Annotated in this window: 19 protein-coding genes; 5 read left to right on the top strand and 14 right to left on the bottom strand. The window is 51.5% G+C overall.

Annotated features, from left to right (window positions below; all coding sequences use genetic code 11):
* Positions 1 to 22: 22 nt before the first annotated feature.
* Entirely contained in the window at positions 23 to 1,801 is a 1,779-nt protein-coding gene (aspS, locus tag CCE91_RS03690) for an aspartate--tRNA ligase (RefSeq protein WP_086433903.1), read from the bottom strand.
* A 206-nt stretch (positions 1,802 to 2,007) separates the two neighbouring features.
* Between aspS and cmoA the strand changes: the two genes are divergently transcribed.
* Genes cmoA through CCE91_RS03675 form a run of 3 tightly spaced genes read left to right on the top strand, consistent with a single transcriptional unit; the run spans position 2,008 to position 4,714 of the window.
* Positions 2,008 to 2,775: a carboxy-S-adenosyl-L-methionine synthase CmoA gene (gene cmoA, locus CCE91_RS03685; protein ID WP_086433902.1), complete on the top strand. Its 768-nt coding sequence runs from the start codon at positions 2,008 to 2,010 to the stop codon at positions 2,773 to 2,775.
* An 11-nt stretch (positions 2,776 to 2,786) separates the two neighbouring features.
* Positions 2,787 to 3,764 (top strand): tRNA 5-methoxyuridine(34)/uridine 5-oxyacetic acid(34) synthase CmoB, encoded by a 978-nt coding sequence (gene cmoB, locus CCE91_RS03680; RefSeq protein WP_407681274.1) that lies wholly within the window; start codon positions 2,787 to 2,789, stop codon positions 3,762 to 3,764.
* On the top strand, positions 3,764 to 4,714 hold the full coding sequence (locus tag CCE91_RS03675; protein WP_086433901.1) for a LysR family transcriptional regulator: 951 nt from the start codon (positions 3,764 to 3,766) through the stop codon (positions 4,712 to 4,714). Before cmoB ends, CCE91_RS03675 begins: the two co-directional genes overlap by 1 nt.
* Positions 4,715 to 4,734: 20 nt before the next feature.
* On the opposite strand, the gene galU is transcribed toward CCE91_RS03675, so the two are convergent.
* Both galU and CCE91_RS03665 read right to left on the bottom strand, forming a co-directional pair.
* Positions 4,735 to 5,625 carry a UTP--glucose-1-phosphate uridylyltransferase GalU gene (gene galU, locus CCE91_RS03670; protein ID WP_086433900.1) on the bottom strand — a complete coding sequence of 297 codons (891 nt, stop codon included), beginning with the start codon at positions 5,623 to 5,625 and terminating at the stop codon, positions 4,735 to 4,737.
* A 10-nt stretch (positions 5,626 to 5,635) separates the two neighbouring features.
* Complete coding sequence (locus CCE91_RS03665; protein ID WP_086433899.1) at positions 5,636 to 7,144, bottom strand: peptide MFS transporter; 1,509 nt, start codon at positions 7,142 to 7,144, stop codon at positions 5,636 to 5,638.
* A 180-nt stretch (positions 7,145 to 7,324) separates the two neighbouring features.
* Between CCE91_RS03665 and CCE91_RS03660 the strand changes: the two genes are divergently transcribed.
* Positions 7,325 to 7,660 carry a DUF6170 family protein gene (locus tag CCE91_RS03660; RefSeq protein WP_143435688.1) on the top strand — a complete coding sequence of 112 codons (336 nt, stop codon included), beginning with the start codon at positions 7,325 to 7,327 and terminating at the stop codon, positions 7,658 to 7,660.
* Here CCE91_RS03660 and CCE91_RS03655 read toward each other — a convergent pair.
* The 11 genes from CCE91_RS03655 to ccmA all read right to left on the bottom strand — a co-directional run bounded on the left by CCE91_RS03655 (position 7,614) and on the right by ccmA (position 16,541).
* Complete coding sequence (locus CCE91_RS03655) at positions 7,614 to 8,609, bottom strand: response regulator (RefSeq protein WP_157984136.1); 996 nt, start codon at positions 8,607 to 8,609, stop codon at positions 7,614 to 7,616. The two genes, CCE91_RS03660 and CCE91_RS03655, sit on opposite strands and share 47 nt — an antisense overlap.
* A gap of 94 nt (positions 8,610 to 8,703) precedes the next feature.
* Positions 8,704 to 9,438 carry an MlaA family lipoprotein gene (locus tag CCE91_RS03650; protein ID WP_086433896.1) on the bottom strand — a complete coding sequence of 245 codons (735 nt, stop codon included), beginning with the start codon at positions 9,436 to 9,438 and terminating at the stop codon, positions 8,704 to 8,706.
* Positions 9,439 to 9,454: 16 nt separating this feature from the next.
* Positions 9,455 to 10,678: a c-type cytochrome biogenesis protein CcmI gene (ccmI, locus tag CCE91_RS03645; RefSeq protein ID WP_159454931.1), complete on the bottom strand. Its 1,224-nt coding sequence runs from the start codon at positions 10,676 to 10,678 to the stop codon at positions 9,455 to 9,457.
* Positions 10,668 to 11,132, bottom strand: coding sequence for a cytochrome c-type biogenesis protein (locus CCE91_RS03640; RefSeq protein WP_086433894.1), 465 nt, complete (start codon positions 11,130 to 11,132; stop codon positions 10,668 to 10,670). The genes ccmI and CCE91_RS03640 overlap by 11 nt, the downstream gene beginning before the upstream one ends.
* Positions 11,120 to 11,683 (bottom strand): DsbE family thiol:disulfide interchange protein, encoded by a 564-nt coding sequence (locus CCE91_RS03635; protein WP_086433893.1) that lies wholly within the window; start codon positions 11,681 to 11,683, stop codon positions 11,120 to 11,122. Before CCE91_RS03635 ends, CCE91_RS03640 begins: the two co-directional genes overlap by 13 nt.
* Complete coding sequence (locus CCE91_RS03630; RefSeq protein ID WP_086433892.1) at positions 11,683 to 13,659, bottom strand: heme lyase CcmF/NrfE family subunit; 1,977 nt, start codon at positions 13,657 to 13,659, stop codon at positions 11,683 to 11,685. The genes CCE91_RS03635 and CCE91_RS03630 overlap by 1 nt, the downstream gene beginning before the upstream one ends.
* Positions 13,649 to 14,188, bottom strand: coding sequence for a cytochrome c maturation protein CcmE (ccmE, locus tag CCE91_RS03625; RefSeq protein ID WP_086433891.1), 540 nt, complete (start codon positions 14,186 to 14,188; stop codon positions 13,649 to 13,651). The genes CCE91_RS03630 and ccmE overlap by 11 nt, the downstream gene beginning before the upstream one ends.
* A 6-nt stretch (positions 14,189 to 14,194) precedes the next feature.
* Positions 14,195 to 14,425 (bottom strand): heme exporter protein CcmD, encoded by a 231-nt coding sequence (ccmD, locus tag CCE91_RS03620; RefSeq protein ID WP_086433890.1) that lies wholly within the window; start codon positions 14,423 to 14,425, stop codon positions 14,195 to 14,197.
* Entirely contained in the window at positions 14,425 to 15,204 is a 780-nt protein-coding gene (locus CCE91_RS03615) for a heme ABC transporter permease (RefSeq protein WP_086433889.1), read from the bottom strand. The genes ccmD and CCE91_RS03615 overlap by 1 nt, the downstream gene beginning before the upstream one ends.
* 1 nt (position 15,205) lies before the next feature.
* Entirely contained in the window at positions 15,206 to 15,886 is a 681-nt protein-coding gene (ccmB, locus tag CCE91_RS03610) for a heme exporter protein CcmB (RefSeq protein ID WP_086433888.1), read from the bottom strand.
* Positions 15,879 to 16,541, bottom strand: coding sequence for a cytochrome c biogenesis heme-transporting ATPase CcmA (gene ccmA / locus CCE91_RS03605; protein WP_086434815.1), 663 nt, complete (start codon positions 16,539 to 16,541; stop codon positions 15,879 to 15,881). The genes ccmB and ccmA overlap by 8 nt, the downstream gene beginning before the upstream one ends.
* Before the next feature lie 128 nt (positions 16,542 to 16,669).
* Between ccmA and CCE91_RS03600 the strand changes: the two genes are divergently transcribed.
* Positions 16,670 to 18,475 carry a hypothetical protein gene (locus tag CCE91_RS03600; protein WP_086433887.1) on the top strand — a complete coding sequence of 602 codons (1,806 nt, stop codon included), beginning with the start codon at positions 16,670 to 16,672 and terminating at the stop codon, positions 18,473 to 18,475.

Genomic DNA, 18,475 nt, shown 5'->3' with positions numbered 1-18,475 from the left:
TCCTGTCCTCGTTTAGCTTGCTTTACTCGCTGTCATCCGTGCCCGGTAGCGCTTTCAAATCAATACCTAAGTCGTCCAGCGCGGCGGTATTGGCCACACCCGGCGCATCGGTAAGCACACAAGCAGCAGTCGTGGTTTTCGGGAAGGCGATCACATCGCGGATAGAGCTTGCGCCAACCATCAACATAACCAAACGGTCTAAGCCAAAGGCTAAGCCTGCATGCGGTGGCGTGCCGTATTTGAGTGCTTCTAACAAGAAGCCGAATTTTTCCTGCGCTTCGTCAGGCTCAATACCCAAAATACCGAATACCGCTTGTTGCATTTGATTTTCGTGAATACGAACCGAGCCACCACCTACTTCTACGCCATTTAACACCATGTCGTACGCGTTCGACAACGCTTCGGCCGGGTTGGCTTTCAGCTCTTCAGCAGTCACATTCACCGGTGCGGTAAACGGATGGTGCAAGGCAGCCAGACCACCTTCATAGGCTTCAAACATAGGGAAGTCGACTACCCATAGCGGGCGCCACTCGTCACTTACAAAGCCGTGTTCCTGGCCTACTTTCAAGCGCAGTGCGCCCAAAGCTTCAGCCACTACAGTAGATTTATCAGCGCCGAAGAAAATAATATCGCCGTTAGCCGCTTCCGTACGCTCTAGAATACCTTGCAGAGCGTCATCCGGAATAAACTTCAGTACCGGCGACTGAATGCCCTCGCGACCGGCGCTTAAGTCTTTTACTTTCAGCCAGGCCAGGCCTTTGGCACCGTAAATACCGACAAAGTTGGTGTATTCATCAATGTTCTTGCGCGAAATAGCCTCGGCTTTGCCCGGTACTTTAAGCGCCGCAACGCGACCATTCGCATCGTTAGCTGGCCCTGAGAATACTTTGAACTCAACCTCTTTTAATAAATCAGCTACGTCTACCAGCTCCAGCGGGTTGCGCAGGTCTGGTTTATCGCTACCAAAGCGACGCATAGCTTCGTGCCAAGTCATGCGTGGGAATTCACCCAGTTCAACTTGCAACAATTCACTGAATAACTGACGCGTCATTTTCTCAGTAACCGCCATCACCTGATCGGCACTCATAAATGAGGTTTCAATATCTATTTGGGTAAATTCAGGCTGACGATCGGCGCGTAAGTCTTCGTCACGGAAGCACTTCACGATTTGATAGTAGCGATCAAACCCTGACATCATTAGCAATTGCTTAAACAGCTGCGGTGATTGCGGCAACGCAAAGAACTTACCTTTATGCGTGCGGCTTGGTACTAAGTAATCACGCGCGCCCTCAGGAGTTGCCCGGGTCAGCATGGGCGTTTCAATGTCTAAAAAGCCCTGCTCATCAAAAAAGCGACGCACCAGACTGGTTACTTTGGCACGGAACTGCAGGTTGTGGCTCATTTGCGGACGGCGCAGGTCTAAGTAGCGGAAACGTAAGCGCTGCTCTTCGCTTACCTGTTGATTAAAATCAATAGGTAGCGGCTCGGCGCGGCTAATAATTTCCAGCTCAGTGGCGTTAATTTCAACCGCACCACTGGCCATATCTTTATTCACCTGACCATCAGGACGCGCACGCACTGTGCCCTGCAAACGAATGCAGAATTCCTGACGCAGCTTTTCAGCAACCGCAAACATGTCTTTTTGATCCGGGTCGAAAACCACCTGAACCAGGCCGTCACGGTCACGAATGTCGATAAAAATCAGGCCGCCTAAGTCGCGACGACGGTTAACCCAGCCACACAAAGTGACTTGTTGACCAATAAGAGCTTCAGTGACTTGTCCACAATAATGGCTGCGCATTTGCCTTTCCTACTACCATGTTTGACGCTGCCAACGAACTGCCAGCGAGTTTTAAGATGAGTAAATTTCAGAACGCAACATTATAACGGACTGCGGGTGAAAGTCATTAGCCAGCGCATAAACAACCCCCGCCCGTTTTCACATTTTTCAAATAAGCGTACAATAACCTAACTTCTGCGAACTTTAGCGATAACAACAGGATACGCATGTCCGATATCTCTCAAAATAAACGCGATGCGCTCTTTGCTGAACCCTTAGCTCAAATCAGCGATTTTTGTTTTGATGAGCAGGTGGTTGAGGTGTTCCCGGATATGATCAATCGATCGATTCCCGGCTACCAAACCATACTGCACACGCTCAGCAAACTGACCGCTCGCTATGCGCAGCCAAACACTAAACTTTACGATTTGGGTTGTTCGCTGGGTGCCGCCACTATGGCCATGCGCAAAGGCTGTGAGCAGCTAAGTGGCTGTGAAATTGTTGGCGTAGATAACTCCGCCGCGATGATTAAGCGTTGTCGCTTGCACTTAGACGGTTTTAAATCGTCAGTGCCGGTGCACCTGCAGTGCGAACCTATTCAGCAAACCAAGATTCAGAATGCCTCTGTGGTGGTGGTTAACTTTACCCTGCAGTTTGTCCCTAAACCTGAACGACTCGAGGTGCTGAAACACATTTACGCGGGTCTTGAACCCGGCGGTGTGTTGATTCTGTCGGAAAAGGTTATCGGCGCACACCAAACCGGCGATGCGCTGCTGGTTGATTTACACCACGACTTTAAACGCGCTAACGGCTACAGTGACTTAGAAATAAGCCAAAAACGCGCGGCTATTGAAAACGTGATGCGTATTGATTCGCTTGAAGAGCATCAGCAGCGCCTGGCTGCGGCCGGTTTTGTTGACACCCAGGTGTGGTTTCAATGCTTTAACTTTTTGTCATTAGTGGCAGTAAAACCAACACAGCGAGACCCGCAATGAAACGGAGCCAAATGTCAGCACTGCAATTGTGGCAGCAGGATTTGGCGCGCTTGCTGGCGTCCCCCGTGGCTCCCTGGTTAACTCATCTCACCGGGCAACTAGAGCAATGGCAACACTCTCAGCAACACGGTGAATGGACCAAGTGGTTACGAACCATCGACTTGCTGCCTGAGCTTACTGCCAGCCACTGTGAGCTAGGTGATACGATTCGGTTAGGCCCTGCTGCAGCGGAGCATCAGCAAGCCCAGCTACGCGGCTTACTGAGCCAATTAATGCCATGGCGCAAGGGTCCCTTTGATGTTTTCGGTGTGGAAATTGACACTGAATGGCGTTCCGACCTGAAGTGGCAACGCTTACTACCACATATTAGTGATTTGCAGGGGCGGCAAGTGCTGGACGTTGGCTGCGGCAGCGGCTATCACCTGTGGCGCATGCAGGAAGCCGGTGCTACGGATGCCTGGGGAATCGACCCGGGGCAGCTGTTTGTGGCCCAGTTTTTAGCCTTGCGCCGGTTTATGCCAGCAACTATCGCCGAGCGTGCTCATATGTTTCCACTGGGAATTGAGCAAATGCCGACTAAACTAGAGTTTGATACGGTGTTTAGCATGGGCGTGCTTTACCATCGCCGCTCACCCATAGATTTTCTTAGCCAGTTACACCAACAATTGCGCCAAGGCGGCGAACTGGTACTGGAAACTATTGTGGTGGAAGGCGACGAGAACACTGTGCTGGTGCCAGGTGAACGTTATGCCAAAATGCGCAACGTTTGGTTTCTGCCAAGTTGTGCCGCACTATGCCATTGGTTAAAGCGCGTAGGCTTTAGTAACGTACGCGTAGCGGATGTTGCCACCACCAGTATTGAGGAACAACGTCGTACCGACTGGATGCAGGGTGAGTCTTTATCAGACTTTCTTGATCCAAAAGCACCAGAACTGACTATTGAAGGGTATCAGGCTCCCCGGCGAGCCGTCTTACTGGCCACAAAATAATGCAACCTTACCGTCCAAAAACTACTATCGAGCAATGGCGCATACTGCAAGCCGTGGTAGATCGCGGCGGTTATGCACATGCCGCGCAACAACTAAATAAGAGCCAGTCATCGCTAAATCATGCGGTGGCTAAGCTACAACAGGTGCTGGGCGTGCAACTACTGGAAGTACGCGGGCGTAAAGCGTGTTTAACCGACATTGGCGAAGTGATGCTGCGGCGCTCGCGCCAACTTACGCAAACCATTACTGAACTTGAACAGCTGGCTGAGAACTTAAATGAAGGCTGGGAGCCACACATCCGCATGGTGGTGGAAATGGTGTTTGACCGCACCCCCATACTTACTTTGTTGCAAGAGTTTGAAAAACAAAGTCGAGGTAGCCGCTTAATCATCGAAGACTCGGTGTTAACCGGCACCAAGCAGCATATTCAGGAGCAATCCGCCGACTTAGTTATTACTCATCAGTTACCTAAAGGTTACATCGGTGAGCCTATCGGTGAATATCAACTGGAATTGGTGTGTCACCCTTCCCATCCGCTGGCTCAGTTAGAACGAGCGGTAACTCAGGACGAGCTCACGCAGCACCTGCAAGTGGTGATTAGTGACACCGCACCCAAGCCGGATGAAACCGAAGGTTGGTTGCGCTCCGAACAGCGCTGGACCGTGAGTCACTTTGATGAAGCCTTACGGCTGGTGTTAGGCGGGCTTGGTTTCTGCTGGTTGCCACCGCATGTCAGTGGTGCCGCTATTCGTAACGGAACCTTGCGGAAGCTCGAATTGGAAGGCAGCAGCCATCGCCGCGGCTCGCTTTATCTGGTGTTACCTAAAGGTGAAAAAGCAGGGCCGTGTGCGCGTATGCTGGCACAAATTCTATTGCAGGGACTGCAACAACCGCCAGGTAGTCAGCACTTGCAGCCGGTTCCTGTTGCTAAAGTCGGTACCGGCCTGTAATTCCAGGCCGGTGTTTAACTTTACTTAGTATTCAAGCTCGCTAACCACTGACGCATGTCGGCCCCTAATGAGGGGTGACGCATAGCATGCTCTACAAAAGCCTTCGCATAACCTAATTTATTACCACAATCGTGGCTACGCCCTTTCATGTAGTATGCGTGCATTTGCTGATCTTCCAGTAACATCGCCATAGCGTCGGTTAGCTGGATTTCATTACCGGCACCCACCGGGGTACGCTCCAGCAGGCTCCACAAAGCCGCCGGAAACACATAGCGGCCAACCACAGCTAAATCTGATGGTGCCGAACCTACCGCAGGTTTTTCTACTAAACGGGTAATAGCAGCTTGCTCACCCGGCGCTAAGTCCTTGCCATTGATATCAGCAATACCATACTGATCAACTAACTCGCCTGGTACCTTCTCAACCATCACCTGGGCGTTACCCGACTCTTTAAAGTTACGCACCATTTCGGCCAGGTTGTCACGCTTCAGGTCGCAACTAGCGGCGTCTACCAGAACATCCGGCAACACCACCGCAAACGGCTGATCATCAATCAATGGCCGCGCGCACAGCACGGCATGGCCTAAACCTTTCGCCACACCCTGACGCACGTGCATAATAGTCACACCACGCGGACAAATAGACTGCACTTCTTCCAGCAGTTGGCGCTTAACCCGAGTTTCCAGCGTCGTTTCCAGCTCAAAACTGGTATCGAAATGGTTTTCGATTGAGTTTTTACTGGAATGAGTGACCAGAATCACATCAGTTAAGCCAGCCGCCGCACACTCTTCCACAATAAATTGAATGAGTGGACGGTCAACCAGTGGCAGCATTTCCTTTGGAATCGCTTTGGTTGCCGGCAACATCCGTGTGCCAAGTCCGGCAACCGGTATAACTACTTTTTTTACCATGTTAAATCCTTTACTTCTGATTTTTGTCAGAGGCTTTTGAAGTGGTAATACCCTCGTGTTCAGCAACCACTTCCAGTTCTTGCTCAATACCTTCAACGGTAGTAGAAGGTTCCTGGCGTTCAGCGCCATGCATCCAGTCTACTAACTTGCCTGAAATTGCCCACAAAATAAGGCCAAATACGATAAGGCCCAGAGCAATACCACCAAACACCACCAGCAAACCCGAGAATTCAGGGCTAATACCTAAGCCGCCAGCGAAATTTTTGACCGGATCGTATTGGTCGGCAGTGTCAGAAAACGACCCTACCAAACCTGCCAGGTATTGCGCAATTGCCGGCATCAGGAACCAAATACCCATCACCAGACTAGCCAAACGCAGCGGTGCTAGTTTGGTCATCAACGACAAGCCTACTGGCGAAATACAAAGCTCACCCAAGGTATGGAATAAGTAAGCCAGTACCAGCCAAATCATGCTGGACGAACCTGTGGCCTGAATTTCAAATACACCAACCACCAAAAAGCCAAAACCAATGGCAGTTAATAATAAACCTGCGAAGATTTTTATCGGTGCATCAGGGCTGCTGTCGCGCTTGTGCAGAAATACCCACAGGATTGAGAATATAGGTGCAAAAATAAGAATAAACAGTGGGTTTAACGACTGGAAGTAACCCGCCGGAATTTCAAAGCTACCCACAGTACGGGCCGTATACTCCGACGCGTAAATGTTCATTAAACCACCGGCTTGCTCAAAGGCCAGCCAGAACACAGTTACAAACACGAATAGTGACAAGATAACCCGCAGGCGATCACGCTCCACTTCGGTTAACGGCTTCTTGGTACCGCCAGATGCTTCCAGCGAAAGCTTCGCACCAGGAATTTTACCAATGTCGCCTAAAAAGCGCTGGAAGGTCAGGCCCTGAGTGATTACTGCCAGGCTCATACCAACACCAGCGGCAAAGTAGCCCCAGCGCCAGCCGTATTCCGGACTTTCACCCAAAGTTGAGGTAATTAACGGCGCAATAAAGGCACCTAAGTTAATACCCATGTAGAAAATTGAGAACGCACTGTCGCGACGGGCATCACCTTGTGGGTATAAGTCACCAACAATGGTAGAAATGTTTGGCTTAAACAAACCGTTACCGGCAATAATTAAACCCAAACCAACATAGAATAAATCCATGCTGTGAGGTGTGGCCGCAAAGAGCACGAACTGCCCGGCAGCCATTAACACACCACCCCATAAAATAGATTTACGTTGCCCTAAGAAGTTATCGGCTAACCAACCACCAATCAGTGGCGTAAAATAAACCAGTGCGGTGTAGTAGCCATACAGCTTTAACGCATCACCTTGCGATAAACCGAAACCTGGGTTAACGGACTCTGTGGCAGCAACTAAGGTTAATACCAATAGCGCGCGCATACCGTAATAAGAAAAACGTTCCCACATTTCAGTGGTAAACAGAATGTATAGTCCGGTCGGGTGACCAAACAAAGTTCCCTTAGATGGAGCCTGGCTCATACAACGCCCTCAATTTCAGTTCTAATTATTGTTTGAATTTAGCGCGCCAGCTCAACTGCGACGCCACGTGGTGAGCAAGGTTTATATCCTATTGAGGTGCGTGGTTGCAAGAACTAGCGGCAAATCCATCCGAAATATGATACTATTGAGGGCGTGCTAAAGTTTCCAAAATGGTAGGATATGATTTACTTTTCTCCACGACAAGTTCCTGAATTAAAACAATTTACCCTAACAGAACGGGCGGCTCTTGTGCTTCAGGCACAACACCTAATGCCAACGCCACGGCGCTGGCTTGCCAATATGATTAAGCTGGTGGTTTTGAGTGCATTATTTGTACTGCTGATAAACGTTCAAGGCTGGTATTGGCAGGTATTAACGCTGTTAGCCGCCGGTTTAAGCTATCCGCTGCTGTTACAACCGGTGAATTTAAATCTGGCGCGGCCTTATATTCCACAGGCGGTGGCAGCGGCTAAGCGGCAGTCTGATATCGTTGTAAACGAAGCCGAGCATCATTAAAGCATAAGGTAAACATTTCGCCGGCCACTATAGGTTGCCGGTGGGTGCGAAACTGTGCTTGTTGCCAAATCCCTAAACTTAAATCGCACTTAACCGGATGCGACAGCTCAATGCGTTCGCCCGCCTGTGCCCAGGCAAATTCGTGTTCATGAGTATCTAAAATACCAATAACCACATCGTAAGCGGTACGGATTTTAGAGTGACAAAGCTCGCTGTTCAGGTGTGCTAATAGTTCAGCCGGGTGAAACAAGAGTTTATCGGTGCCGGCTAACGCCTGGCGCACCAGCGGATTAATCAAAGTTTTCAGTACCAATAGCGAAATCAAGGTCTGCCCCGCCACCCCATTTGCCGTGGCCATAACAACTAACACTTTACCTTCGGTGAGCTGCCGATAATCCAGCAACAAGCGCTCCGGACTCTGTTCACCAAAGTCGTGGGCAATGCGGTACTCACCGCTGTCTAAATCACCGTTGGGAATAAGGTCGTTGGTTAAGCGCGAAACTACGTCTTCGTCCTGATAGAGCACATCGATATGTGAGTCCAGCTCCCATACCTCACGCTCATGCGCTTCTTCCAGACGATGTCGGTCCAGGCAGTTGTGAATGGCAAAATCCAGAAGTTCCAGGTCGTGAACCGGTTTTACCAGGTAATCCCAGGCGCCCAGGCGCACCGCTTCACGTATATGTGACATTTGCTCTGAAGCTGAAATAACAATAACGGGAATGTCCTGATTACGGGACACCAGGGTTTCCAGTACATCCAGACCTGACATGCGGGGTAACAGTAAGTCACATAGCACCACGTCAGGCTCACTGCTGGCACAGGCCTCTAAACCAGCTTCACCATCGTCTACTACCCGCACTTCATACCCGCGCTGCGTCAAAAATTGACGCACCACTGACTGAAATACAGCATCATCTTCAATCAGTAAAACTCGGGTTGCCTGCATGAACACCTCTGAAAAACGCTTAGAATCTATGCTTAAGCATTGTTCAGCATACGCCATCCGTCAATGTACAAAGGCCAATTAAGACATTTTTGCGTTAATCGTCGTCAAAGTCTTCGAATTCTTCGAACTCTTCCGGCTCTTCCAGTGGTGGATTACCGTCATAAACGTTATTCCGCCAGTTTTGAAAGTAGGCTTCGCGCACGAATGAGTACTGATCCAGCGAGTTCTCCAACACGTCTTCCTGACGGCGTAGCTCCAGTCGCATGGTTAAACCCTTAATGGTATAACGTGCAAGATTGGCAGGCCAACTCAGCACATCCAGTGGAAAGTACAGCCCGTCAACATAATCGCCGCCGCGGTCGGTTACCACAGTTGGCCCCATCGCAGGCAACATCAAATACGGGCCATTCCCCACGCCCCAACTTGCTAGCACTTCACCAAAACCTTCCTGCCGTTTGGTCATACCTAACTCGCCGGCCACATCAAAAAAGCCCAGCAAGCCGACCGTTGAGTTCAGCACAAATCGGCTTAGTGAAACACCAGCGTCGGCTATTTTCCATTGCAGCAGGTTGTTTACTGTAGAAGATGGCTCATCCAGATTCTCGGCCATGTTGTACAGGCCATTGCGCACCGGCTCAGGAATTTTTTCGTAGGCCAGCGCCGCCGGTCTAATCACGGCTTCATCCAGCGACTGATTAAAGTCCCATAAATCCCGGTTCACGGTTTCAAACGGGTCGCGCGGGTCGGCATAATCATCGTCGCCGTTATCGCCGGTACTACTGCAACCTGCCAGCAGCGCCAGCATAAAAGCCATCAATAAATGTTTCATAGAATCCTGTACTCAGTTAGCGACCATCGTTAATACGGTTGTTTATAGTAACGTTAAGGGTTTCGTTGGTTATGGTAGTTATAACCTCAGAGCGACCATCAAGATCACCCGGGCTAGCATCAATGCGTTCATCGGCAGATATTCGCGCCAGCACTTGCCATTGTTCCAGACTACTTAAGGTGTAGTCAGCAAGCATAGCATCCGCATCACTTAAAGTGACTGTAACCGGAAATTCAGTAACTGGCTGTTTCACCACAGCTGCCGGCATCGGGTTGCCGTCGGGGTCACGTACATACACAAACAAAGTGGCCCCCTCAGGCACCGCTGCTTGCAGCTCAGGCGCCAGATCCACGGTAACCCGAATAGCTGTATCGGCACCTGCTAAGCGTTGTCTGGCATCGCTTAAAGCCTCTTCAATAACCGCGTAGCGGCCATCGCCAGGTTCCAGTTGCTCTAATAGTAATTGCCAGGCAGTTACTGCTTCTTGCCAGTCTTGCTGTTCATAGGCCACAAACCCGAGTAACGACAATGCATCGGGGCTTTGCGGATTTTGTTGCAACGCTTGCACCAGCAACTCAGCGGCCTGAGCCAGATAACGAGGCTCACCCGTGCTTAGCAACAGCTGACTAAAACTCAGCAGAGTTCCCATGCGATCAGGTTGTAAATCATAGCTCCGCTGCATCGCATCAATAGCTTGTTCCATTTGCCCCTGTGCCAACATCACCCGGCCGTAAACCAACCATGCCACGGCATCGTTTGGCTGCCGGGCCAGCTTCTGGCGCAAGCCCAGCGCAAAGGTATCCAGTTCGCGCGGGGTTAATTGTTCCTGATCATTCTGTAATGCGCGGCGACCAAGCTCCGGCAATGCCAGCAAAGCGTCGTCGGCTTGCAACTGCAAGCGCCAGCTGCCACTGCCATAGTAAACCCCGCTAGCAATAACCATTACCAGCAGCGCTACTACCCACAGCTTAACCGGCTGCGACGTTTCCAGCTTTTGCTCAAGCTCCGCATTTTCATTCACAAAGCGCTTATCCAACTCAGTTTTTGCTGCAGCCAGGGCCGATTTACTCAATACCCCGTCTTTCGCTTCGTTCTCAAGCTCTTGAATACGTTGCTGATAAAGCTCACGATTTACCGTTAACCGCGTACGTTTAATGTCACTCTGACGGCGGCCAAATACCAGTAAAAAGGCACCACCAAGAAGTAACACCAGTGCCAGAATCAACCAATTAGCTATCATCATCGGCTCCTTGTTGTAACTGCTTCAAGCGCGCCTGTTCCTGTGCTGACAAAGTCACCGGCTGTTGCTTCTGGCTTCTCACCATGAATGTAATAACCACTATACCTAACCCTATTGCCAGCAGCGGGGCTAGCCATAAAATGCTGGTGCTCCATTGCATTGGTGGCTGGTAATGCACGAAATCGCCGTAACGAGCCACCATAAAATCTATTACTTGTTGCTTACTCTGGCCAGCCATCACCATGTCGTAGCTACGGTCGCGTAAGTCTTTTGCCAAGGGCGCGTCAGAATCCGCTATGGTCTGATTTTGACACTTAGGGCAGCGCAGTTCATTAATGAGTTCATAATACAACTGCTGTTGCGCAGCGGTTTCGAACTCGCGTTGATCGGCCGTGGCATGCTGGCTCAGCAACATAAAGCTAAGGCCAAACACCAACGTCATTAAACTTCGCATGGCTGTGCTCCCTGTTGCAGACATTCAAACAGCGGCCGCAGCTTGGCTTCCCAAACCCGCTCGTTTACGTCGCCAACATGGCGATAAACAACACGCCCTTGCGCATCAATAATAAAAGTTTCAGGGGCGCCGTATACGCCAAACTCAAGCGCCACTTTGCCAAGTTCGTCGTACAGATTTAACTGGTAAGGGTCGCCTAAAGTATTCAGCCAGTTCACCGCTTTTTCACGAGAATCGTCTTTATAGTTTAAGCCAACAATAGGCACACCCTCAGCGGCCAGCTTATTCAGGTACTCGTGCTCAGCCCGGCAGGTAGGACACCAGGTTGCCCATACATTCAACAACATCGGCTGACCTTGCAACACCGCTTCGGTATGCATGGTATCGGTATCATAAATATCAGGTAGCTCAAAAGCCGGCACTGGCTTACCCACTAACGCCGAACTTAACTCGGTCGGGTCAGAAAACAGCCCCCGCAGCAGGAATAAGGTCATGCCAAGGAATAACGCCAGCGGTATAAACAACACCAACAATCGTGTGGTTTTAGACATCAGGCGCTCCCCGGGGCTAACTCATTCGCTTTGCGCTGGGCCCGATAGCGTTTATCGGTAAAGGCTAACAGTCCGCCCAAAGCCATAATTAACGCACCACCCCAAATCCAGCGCACCATCGGCTTAATGTATATGCGCAATGCCCAGGTATCCGGTGTATTACTCGTGGTAATAGGTTCACCCATAGCCACATACAAGTCGCGGGTAAAGCCGGCATCTAAGCCAACTTCCGTCATACTGGTGCGCTGCACCCGATAAAAACGTTTGTCACTTTCCACTTGTGCAACCAGAGTGTCGTTCTGATACACACTAAACCAGCCACGATCAGCATCGTAGTTCGGGCCATCTACCCGCGCCAACTTGTCGAAATGGAAGTAATAACCACCAACTTCAATGTGCTCACCCGGCGCTAGTCGAACGTCGCGCTCAATTTCGTAATTACTAACGGCGGTAATGCCTATTAGCATCACGGCAAAACCTAAGTGACCCAGTACCATGCCCCAGTGACTACGCCCTAGTCGGGTTAAGCCTTGTATACCCTGGCCGCGTTGTACTAGTCGTAAGCGCACTTCGGCTACTGTGGTTAACACTATCCACAGCGCCATCACCAAACCCAGTACCGCCATGGCAGTTACCTGATCGGTTAGCAATACCGGTAGCAAGTAGCCCAGCAGCAACGCCAGTCCAAAGGCCAGCAATAAGCTGCCTTTAATGTCAGACAATGCCTGCCGACGCCAACGGGTTAACGGGCCGAAACCAAGTAGCGCGGCAAAAGGCACTACCAGATACAAAAACATTTGGTTAAAGAAGGGTTCGCCAATAGAAATAGAACCTAAGCCCAGTTCTTTGTGCACCAGCGGTAATAAGGTACCCACCAGCACCACCAAGGTGGCAGCCATCAGTAATATATTATTGCCCAGCAACATCACTTCGCGTGACACACCCTCGTACTTGGTTTGGCTTTGTACGCTGCCAGCTCGCAGCGCGAACAGCAGCAAGGAGCCGCCAATAACGACCACCAGTAGACCTAAAATAAACAAACCCCGGGCGGGATCAGTGGCAAACGCATGCACCGACACCAATACCCCGGATCGTACCAGGAAGGTACCCAGCAAGCTTAAGCTGAAGGCCGCAATAGCCAACAAAACTGTCCAGGCCTTAAAGGCACCACGTTTTTCCGTTACCGCTAAGGAATGTATTAAGGCGGTACCAACCAGCCATGGCATAAAGCTGGCATTTTCTACCGGATCCCAGAACCACCAGCCACCCCAGCCGAGTTCGTAGTATGCCCACCAACTTCCCAGCGCAATACCTACGGTTAAAAATACCCAGGCTGCGGTAGTCCAGGGACGCGACCAGCGCGCCCAGGCGGTATCCAGTTTACCCGCCATTAGGGCGGCAATAGCAAAGGCGAAAGCCACCGAAAAGCCAACGTAACCCATGTACAGCAACGGCGGATGAATAATCATGCCCGGATCTTGCAGCAACGGATTTAAGTCGCGGCCGTCTACCGGAATGAGCGGCAGGCTACGGTCAAACGGATTTGATACGGTAATCATGAACAGATAAAAGCCAACGCTAATGAGGCCCAATACCGCCAGCACCCGCGCCGTCATGCTCAGCGGCATCCGCTGTGACCACAGCGCTACCGCCGCGGCCCAACCAGCCTGCATCACCATCCACAATAAGAACGACCCTTCATGCGAGCCCCACACTGCAGTAATGCGATAAACCACCGGTAGTTGGGTATTCGAGTTAGCTGCCACATAGGCAATACTGAAGTCGTTGCTAATAAAGCCCCAGGTAAGGGCAATAAAGGCCAGTACGGTAAACAGAAACTGGCCATAAGCCAGCGGTCGCGCCAGGCTCATGTAGCCGCTATGCTGGCGATGCACGCCCCATAGCGGAATAACGCACAGCAATACCGAAAAGGCGAATGCCAGTGCTAGTGTTAAGTGGCCTAACTCAGCGGTCATAACCTGATTTCCCATCCTGTTCAGAGGTGTCTGGTTGTGCTTGCTCGTCTTTTTTCATGTAATCCGTACGGGTATTCGGATTCTCGTGACGAATACCTTTCATCGCTTCAGCCAGTTCCGGCGGCATATATTCTTCGTCGTGCTTGGCCAGTACTTCAGACGCAGTCATTTCCGTGGGCGAGGTTAAAACACCTTGGGCTACTACACCCTGCCCTTCGCGAAACAGGTCCGGCAGAATACCGGTATATAACACCGTGACTTCCGGGCCGGTATCCACTAATTGAAAGCTAACCTGTAAGGTTTCAGGGTCCCGTTGCACCGAGCCTTCCACCACCATGCCACCAATGCGCATGCGTTGCCCTACGGTGGGCTTAATTTGTTGCTTACCTTTACCTTCAACCACTTCCGAAGGCGTGTAAAACAAGTCAATATTCTGATTTAGTGCTACCAGCATCAGACTCAGCGCAGCACCAACCCCAATCACCAAAGCGGCAACTAGTAGTAAGCGTTTTTTGCGGCGTGGATTCATGCGTAGTTACTCCTTGGCACTGTTTTGTACACTATTGTTCTGGGTTGCAGCCTGGCGTTTGGCCAGCCGCTGTTGGCGATGTTGCTGGCGAGCGCAGTCACGCTGTAATTGCCGGCGCGTTAACACGCTTTGCAACAGCAGTGCGAATAAGGCTAAAAAAGTCACACCAAAAGACAGCCACACGAAAAAACCGTAGCCACCCATTAAAATAAAATCGCGGAAGCTGTCAAATGCCATTAGCTTTGCTCCTGCTGCGAATTAATGTCTGCTGAGGCCGACTTAGGATTCAAAAGTTCCTCACGTACCCAGGGGCGATGCAATTCATGGCGCAAAATTTCATGGCGCAAGCGCAGCATTACAAAGGCGGCTGTCATGAGCGCGAAAGCGAGCAGCGAAATTAATAGCGGCCACAACATTTCAGTAGCCATTGAGGGTTTCGCAAATTTCGTAATAGTGGCGCCCTGATGCAGGGTATTCCACCACTCGACTGAGAAGTGAATTATCGGCAGATTAACCACCCCAACCAGCGCCAGTATTCCGGCAGCTTTGGCGCCGGTGCGGGCATCTTCAAACGCATAATAAAGCGCCATTACGCCAGCATACAAAAACAATAAAATCAGCTCTGAAGTAAGCCGCGCATCCCACACCCACCAGGTGCCCCACATAGGTTTGCCCCAGGCAGCGCCGGTAAATAAGGCAATGAAGGTTAGTACGGCACCAACCGGTGCAATAGCCGCAATGCTCCATTCCGCCGTGCGAATTTGCCACACCAGCGCTATAAAGGCCATGATGGCCATACCTGCATAAGCACCCATTGAAAAAATAGCCGCCGGCACATGAATGTAAATAATGCGGTAACTGTCGCCTTGTTGATAGTCAGCCGGCCCAAACGCCAGCCCCCACACCAGCCCAACCGTTAAGCTGAGTAGTGCCAGAGCAGTTACCCAGGGTAACCAGCGGCCCAGCAACTGATAGGTTGCTTCGCCTTTTGCATAGGGGTGTAACCATCGCCACATGTTAGTTCACGCTCACTTTTACTGCTGCCGCTACTGCAAACGGCGTTAAGGTCAAAGTTAAAATACTAAAACTGGCCAGTAGCAGTAACTGGCCGAAAACCGGTGCGCCAAACACGGCGCTTTCCACCGCTGCCGTTGCAAAAATCAGTAATGGAATGAATAACGGCAATACTAACAAACTTAGTACGGCGCCACCGCGCTGCAGGCTCACTGTTAATGCTGCACCTACGGCTCCCACCGCACTTAACACCGGGGTGCCTAGCAACAAGGTGATTAACAATACAGGTAAGGCACTCAACGGCAGGTTCAGTAATAACGCCAGTAACGGCGCAATCAGCACCAGTGGCAAGCCGGTTAGCAACCAGTGCACCAGTATTTTCGCCAGCACCGCCAGTGGTAATGGGCACGGTAAGAGCACTAACTGCTCCAGCGTGCCGTCCTGATAATCATCGCGAAACAAACGTTCCAGCCCCAGCAACGACGCCAATAGCGCCGCCACCCAAATCACTCCCGGTGCAATACGCGCTAAAATATCAGGCCCGGGGCCAATAGCGACCGGGAACAAACTAATAACCATAAACAAAAACAGCAACGGATTAATCACGTCACTGCGGCGGCGCAATGCCACCTTCAAATCTCGTTTTAACAACGCCGCCAGTTGGCTTCGATAGCCTCTAGTCATAATTCATAACCTCGGCGCCCAGTAAAATGGTGGCCGCCGGCACTGACAGCCGTTGATGCGAGGTCATGATAATGCCGCCACCGGTGCTTAAATGTTCCTGCATCCGCTGTTCAAGCAATTGAATGCCCTGACGATCCAGTGCGGTAAAAGGCTCATCTAATAACCACACTAGCGCCGGGCTATACCATAAGCGCGTTAGCGCTATGCGACGCTGCTGCCCAGCCGATAATTGTTGCGCCGGAATATCTTCTAAGCCAAGCAGCCCGATTTGTTCAAGTAAATCCCAGGCATTCGCCTGCACGCCGTCCAGCTGTTGTTGCCAGGCTAAATTTTCAAGTGCTGACAGCTCGGCTTTAATACCAGCTTTATGCCCCAGAAACAGCGTTTGCCGACGCACTTCTTCGCTTGTTGCTGCTTGTCCGTCAAGCCATTTAATGGCGCCCTGATAGTCACTGAACAGCCCTGCCAGCATGCGCAAAAGCGTTGACTTACCGGCACCGTTAGGGCCTTCTACATGCAGCAGCTCGCCGCGCCCTAGCGTAAAGGACACACCGCTAAATAGAGTTCGCTCGGAGCGAATTGAGGTTAAACCCTCGGCATGCAATAGTGATGGCGTGGAAATAACTGCGTTACCTTTGTTAAACGACGCACAGATGCCGCCGATAATACCACAAGGCGCGCGCAGTTTTCTATGCTGTAACAAGCCTTTCAACGGGCATCATGAGCGGATAATGTAACCGTTAATGTAACCAATGGTGTCACCTTAAATGGGTTCAGGAATGTATGGCTGATCTTTTATCACAACTGGTACAGGCGCTGCGCAACGGCGGGCTTAGCAAGCCGGCAGCCAGCTCGGCAGCGCCCGCAGCGGGTTCTATGCCAGGCTCTGTCGCGCAAAACCCAGCCGCCACGGGAACTGGCTCGCTACCACCTTTGAGTAATCCTCAACTGTTGGCGGTGATGGCGGTAGCGCGGGATCAGTTATTAATGACTATTGGCCGCCAACAAGTAACTATAACGCCGCAGCAATTGCCCGCAGCGCCACAGCCCATACAACTTGGTCAGCAAGTATTGGTGCAACAAACGGCGAATCAGCTACACACTATGTTGTGGCAGCAAGTCACCAGTCAACTACAGCAATTGCAGCAAGGATCGCGGGCATTGCCCTCGCTACAACAGCCGGTGCAACTGCAACCGCCGCCGGGAAATCCGGCGCAACTGATCATGTCAGGCCCCGCCAGCGGCAAGCCGTTGTGGCAGGTAAACCTAAGTCAGCTGGCGCCAAATTTAACCCGGCAATTATTAGCATCGGCATCGCCCGCCGCGCCTGCACCAACGCAGGCCCCGGCCCAGCTCACCTTGCGCTTATTGCCGGCCACCAGCTCCGCGCCAGCGCCGCAAGTACAACTGCAACTAGCACGCCCAGGACAAACTTCAGTGCAGGCCGACATACCGCTGGCGAAACTGCCACCCGCGTTGATTGAAAAGCTCATTGGCACGCCTGCGCGAACCACGCCGCTAACCTCACTTAACCAGCCAGTAACGGCTAGTCAGCCGGCCGCAACAGCGGCAGCACCTCTGCTAACCCCAGCGACACAAAATCCGACCCGCGCGTTACTGCCATTACAGGGTAATCAACTAGCGCCAACCGAACTACGTCAGTTGATTCAGCAATTGGCAAGTCAATTAGCTACGGCGGCAACACAGCCAGCTACTAACACTACTGCGGCTCAGCCGGCAGCAGCGGCTGCAACGCCGGCGGCAACCTTACAAAATTTATTGCAGGCCGTTGCTACCCAGCTACCGCAAGGGGCTGACTTTACCCGCAGCGAAGCTCTGCAGCAGTGGGTCAGCCAATGGTTTGCAGCGCGTCCGGTTAGCTTAAACCCCCAGCAGAGTCTCGGCGGCATTGGTCAGTTATTACTTTTAACTCTGGCGGCACGGCTTGGACAAACCACCGGACAACCTGCGGCAACCACCACCGCCACCAATAATTTCAGCCAGAACCTAGCGCAATGGTTGCAAGGGCAACCACCTGGGCCGGCCACTGCGAACGCGGCTGCGCCGGCAGCAAACCCGGCCGCTGCTAACGCGTTAAGTTTTGCCAATTTACCGGCCAATACCTTGCAGCAACTGTTGCAAGTGCTGAGCGGCGGCTTAAACAGCGCGCGCTTCAGTCAGGCCATACTGACCGAATCAAGCCGGGTGGGCGCTCCCGACTACCATATACTGTTGCCCATGGGCACCGGCCCCCAGCAGAAAGACGCCGAAGTACTGATTCAGCGCCGTCTGCACGAGAAAAAGCGCAAAGCCGAAGCCGCTGAAGATCAATGGTTATTTAAGCTTAAAATGGAGTTAAGCCAGTACGGTCCGGTGCTGGTAAAAGGTAAATATCAACAAAGCGGAACCAGTATTGTTTTTATTACTGAAAATATAGGGGCGCGGGTGCATATTCAGGAGCGGCTGAAGTTTCTGCAGGCACGTTTAGACCAGTTGCAGGTGCCTAAGGTTGAACTCAGTGCCATTCGTGGCAAAGTGCCAGACACGCTACGCGAACCCGGCGAAAACAGCATTCACATTCAGGTGTAA

It is taken from the genome of Pseudidiomarina planktonica, assembly GCF_900177775.1.
GTDB lineage: Bacteria > Pseudomonadota > Gammaproteobacteria > Enterobacterales > Alteromonadaceae > Pseudidiomarina > Pseudidiomarina planktonica.
This window is presented reverse-complemented; position numbering and strand designations above follow the sequence as displayed.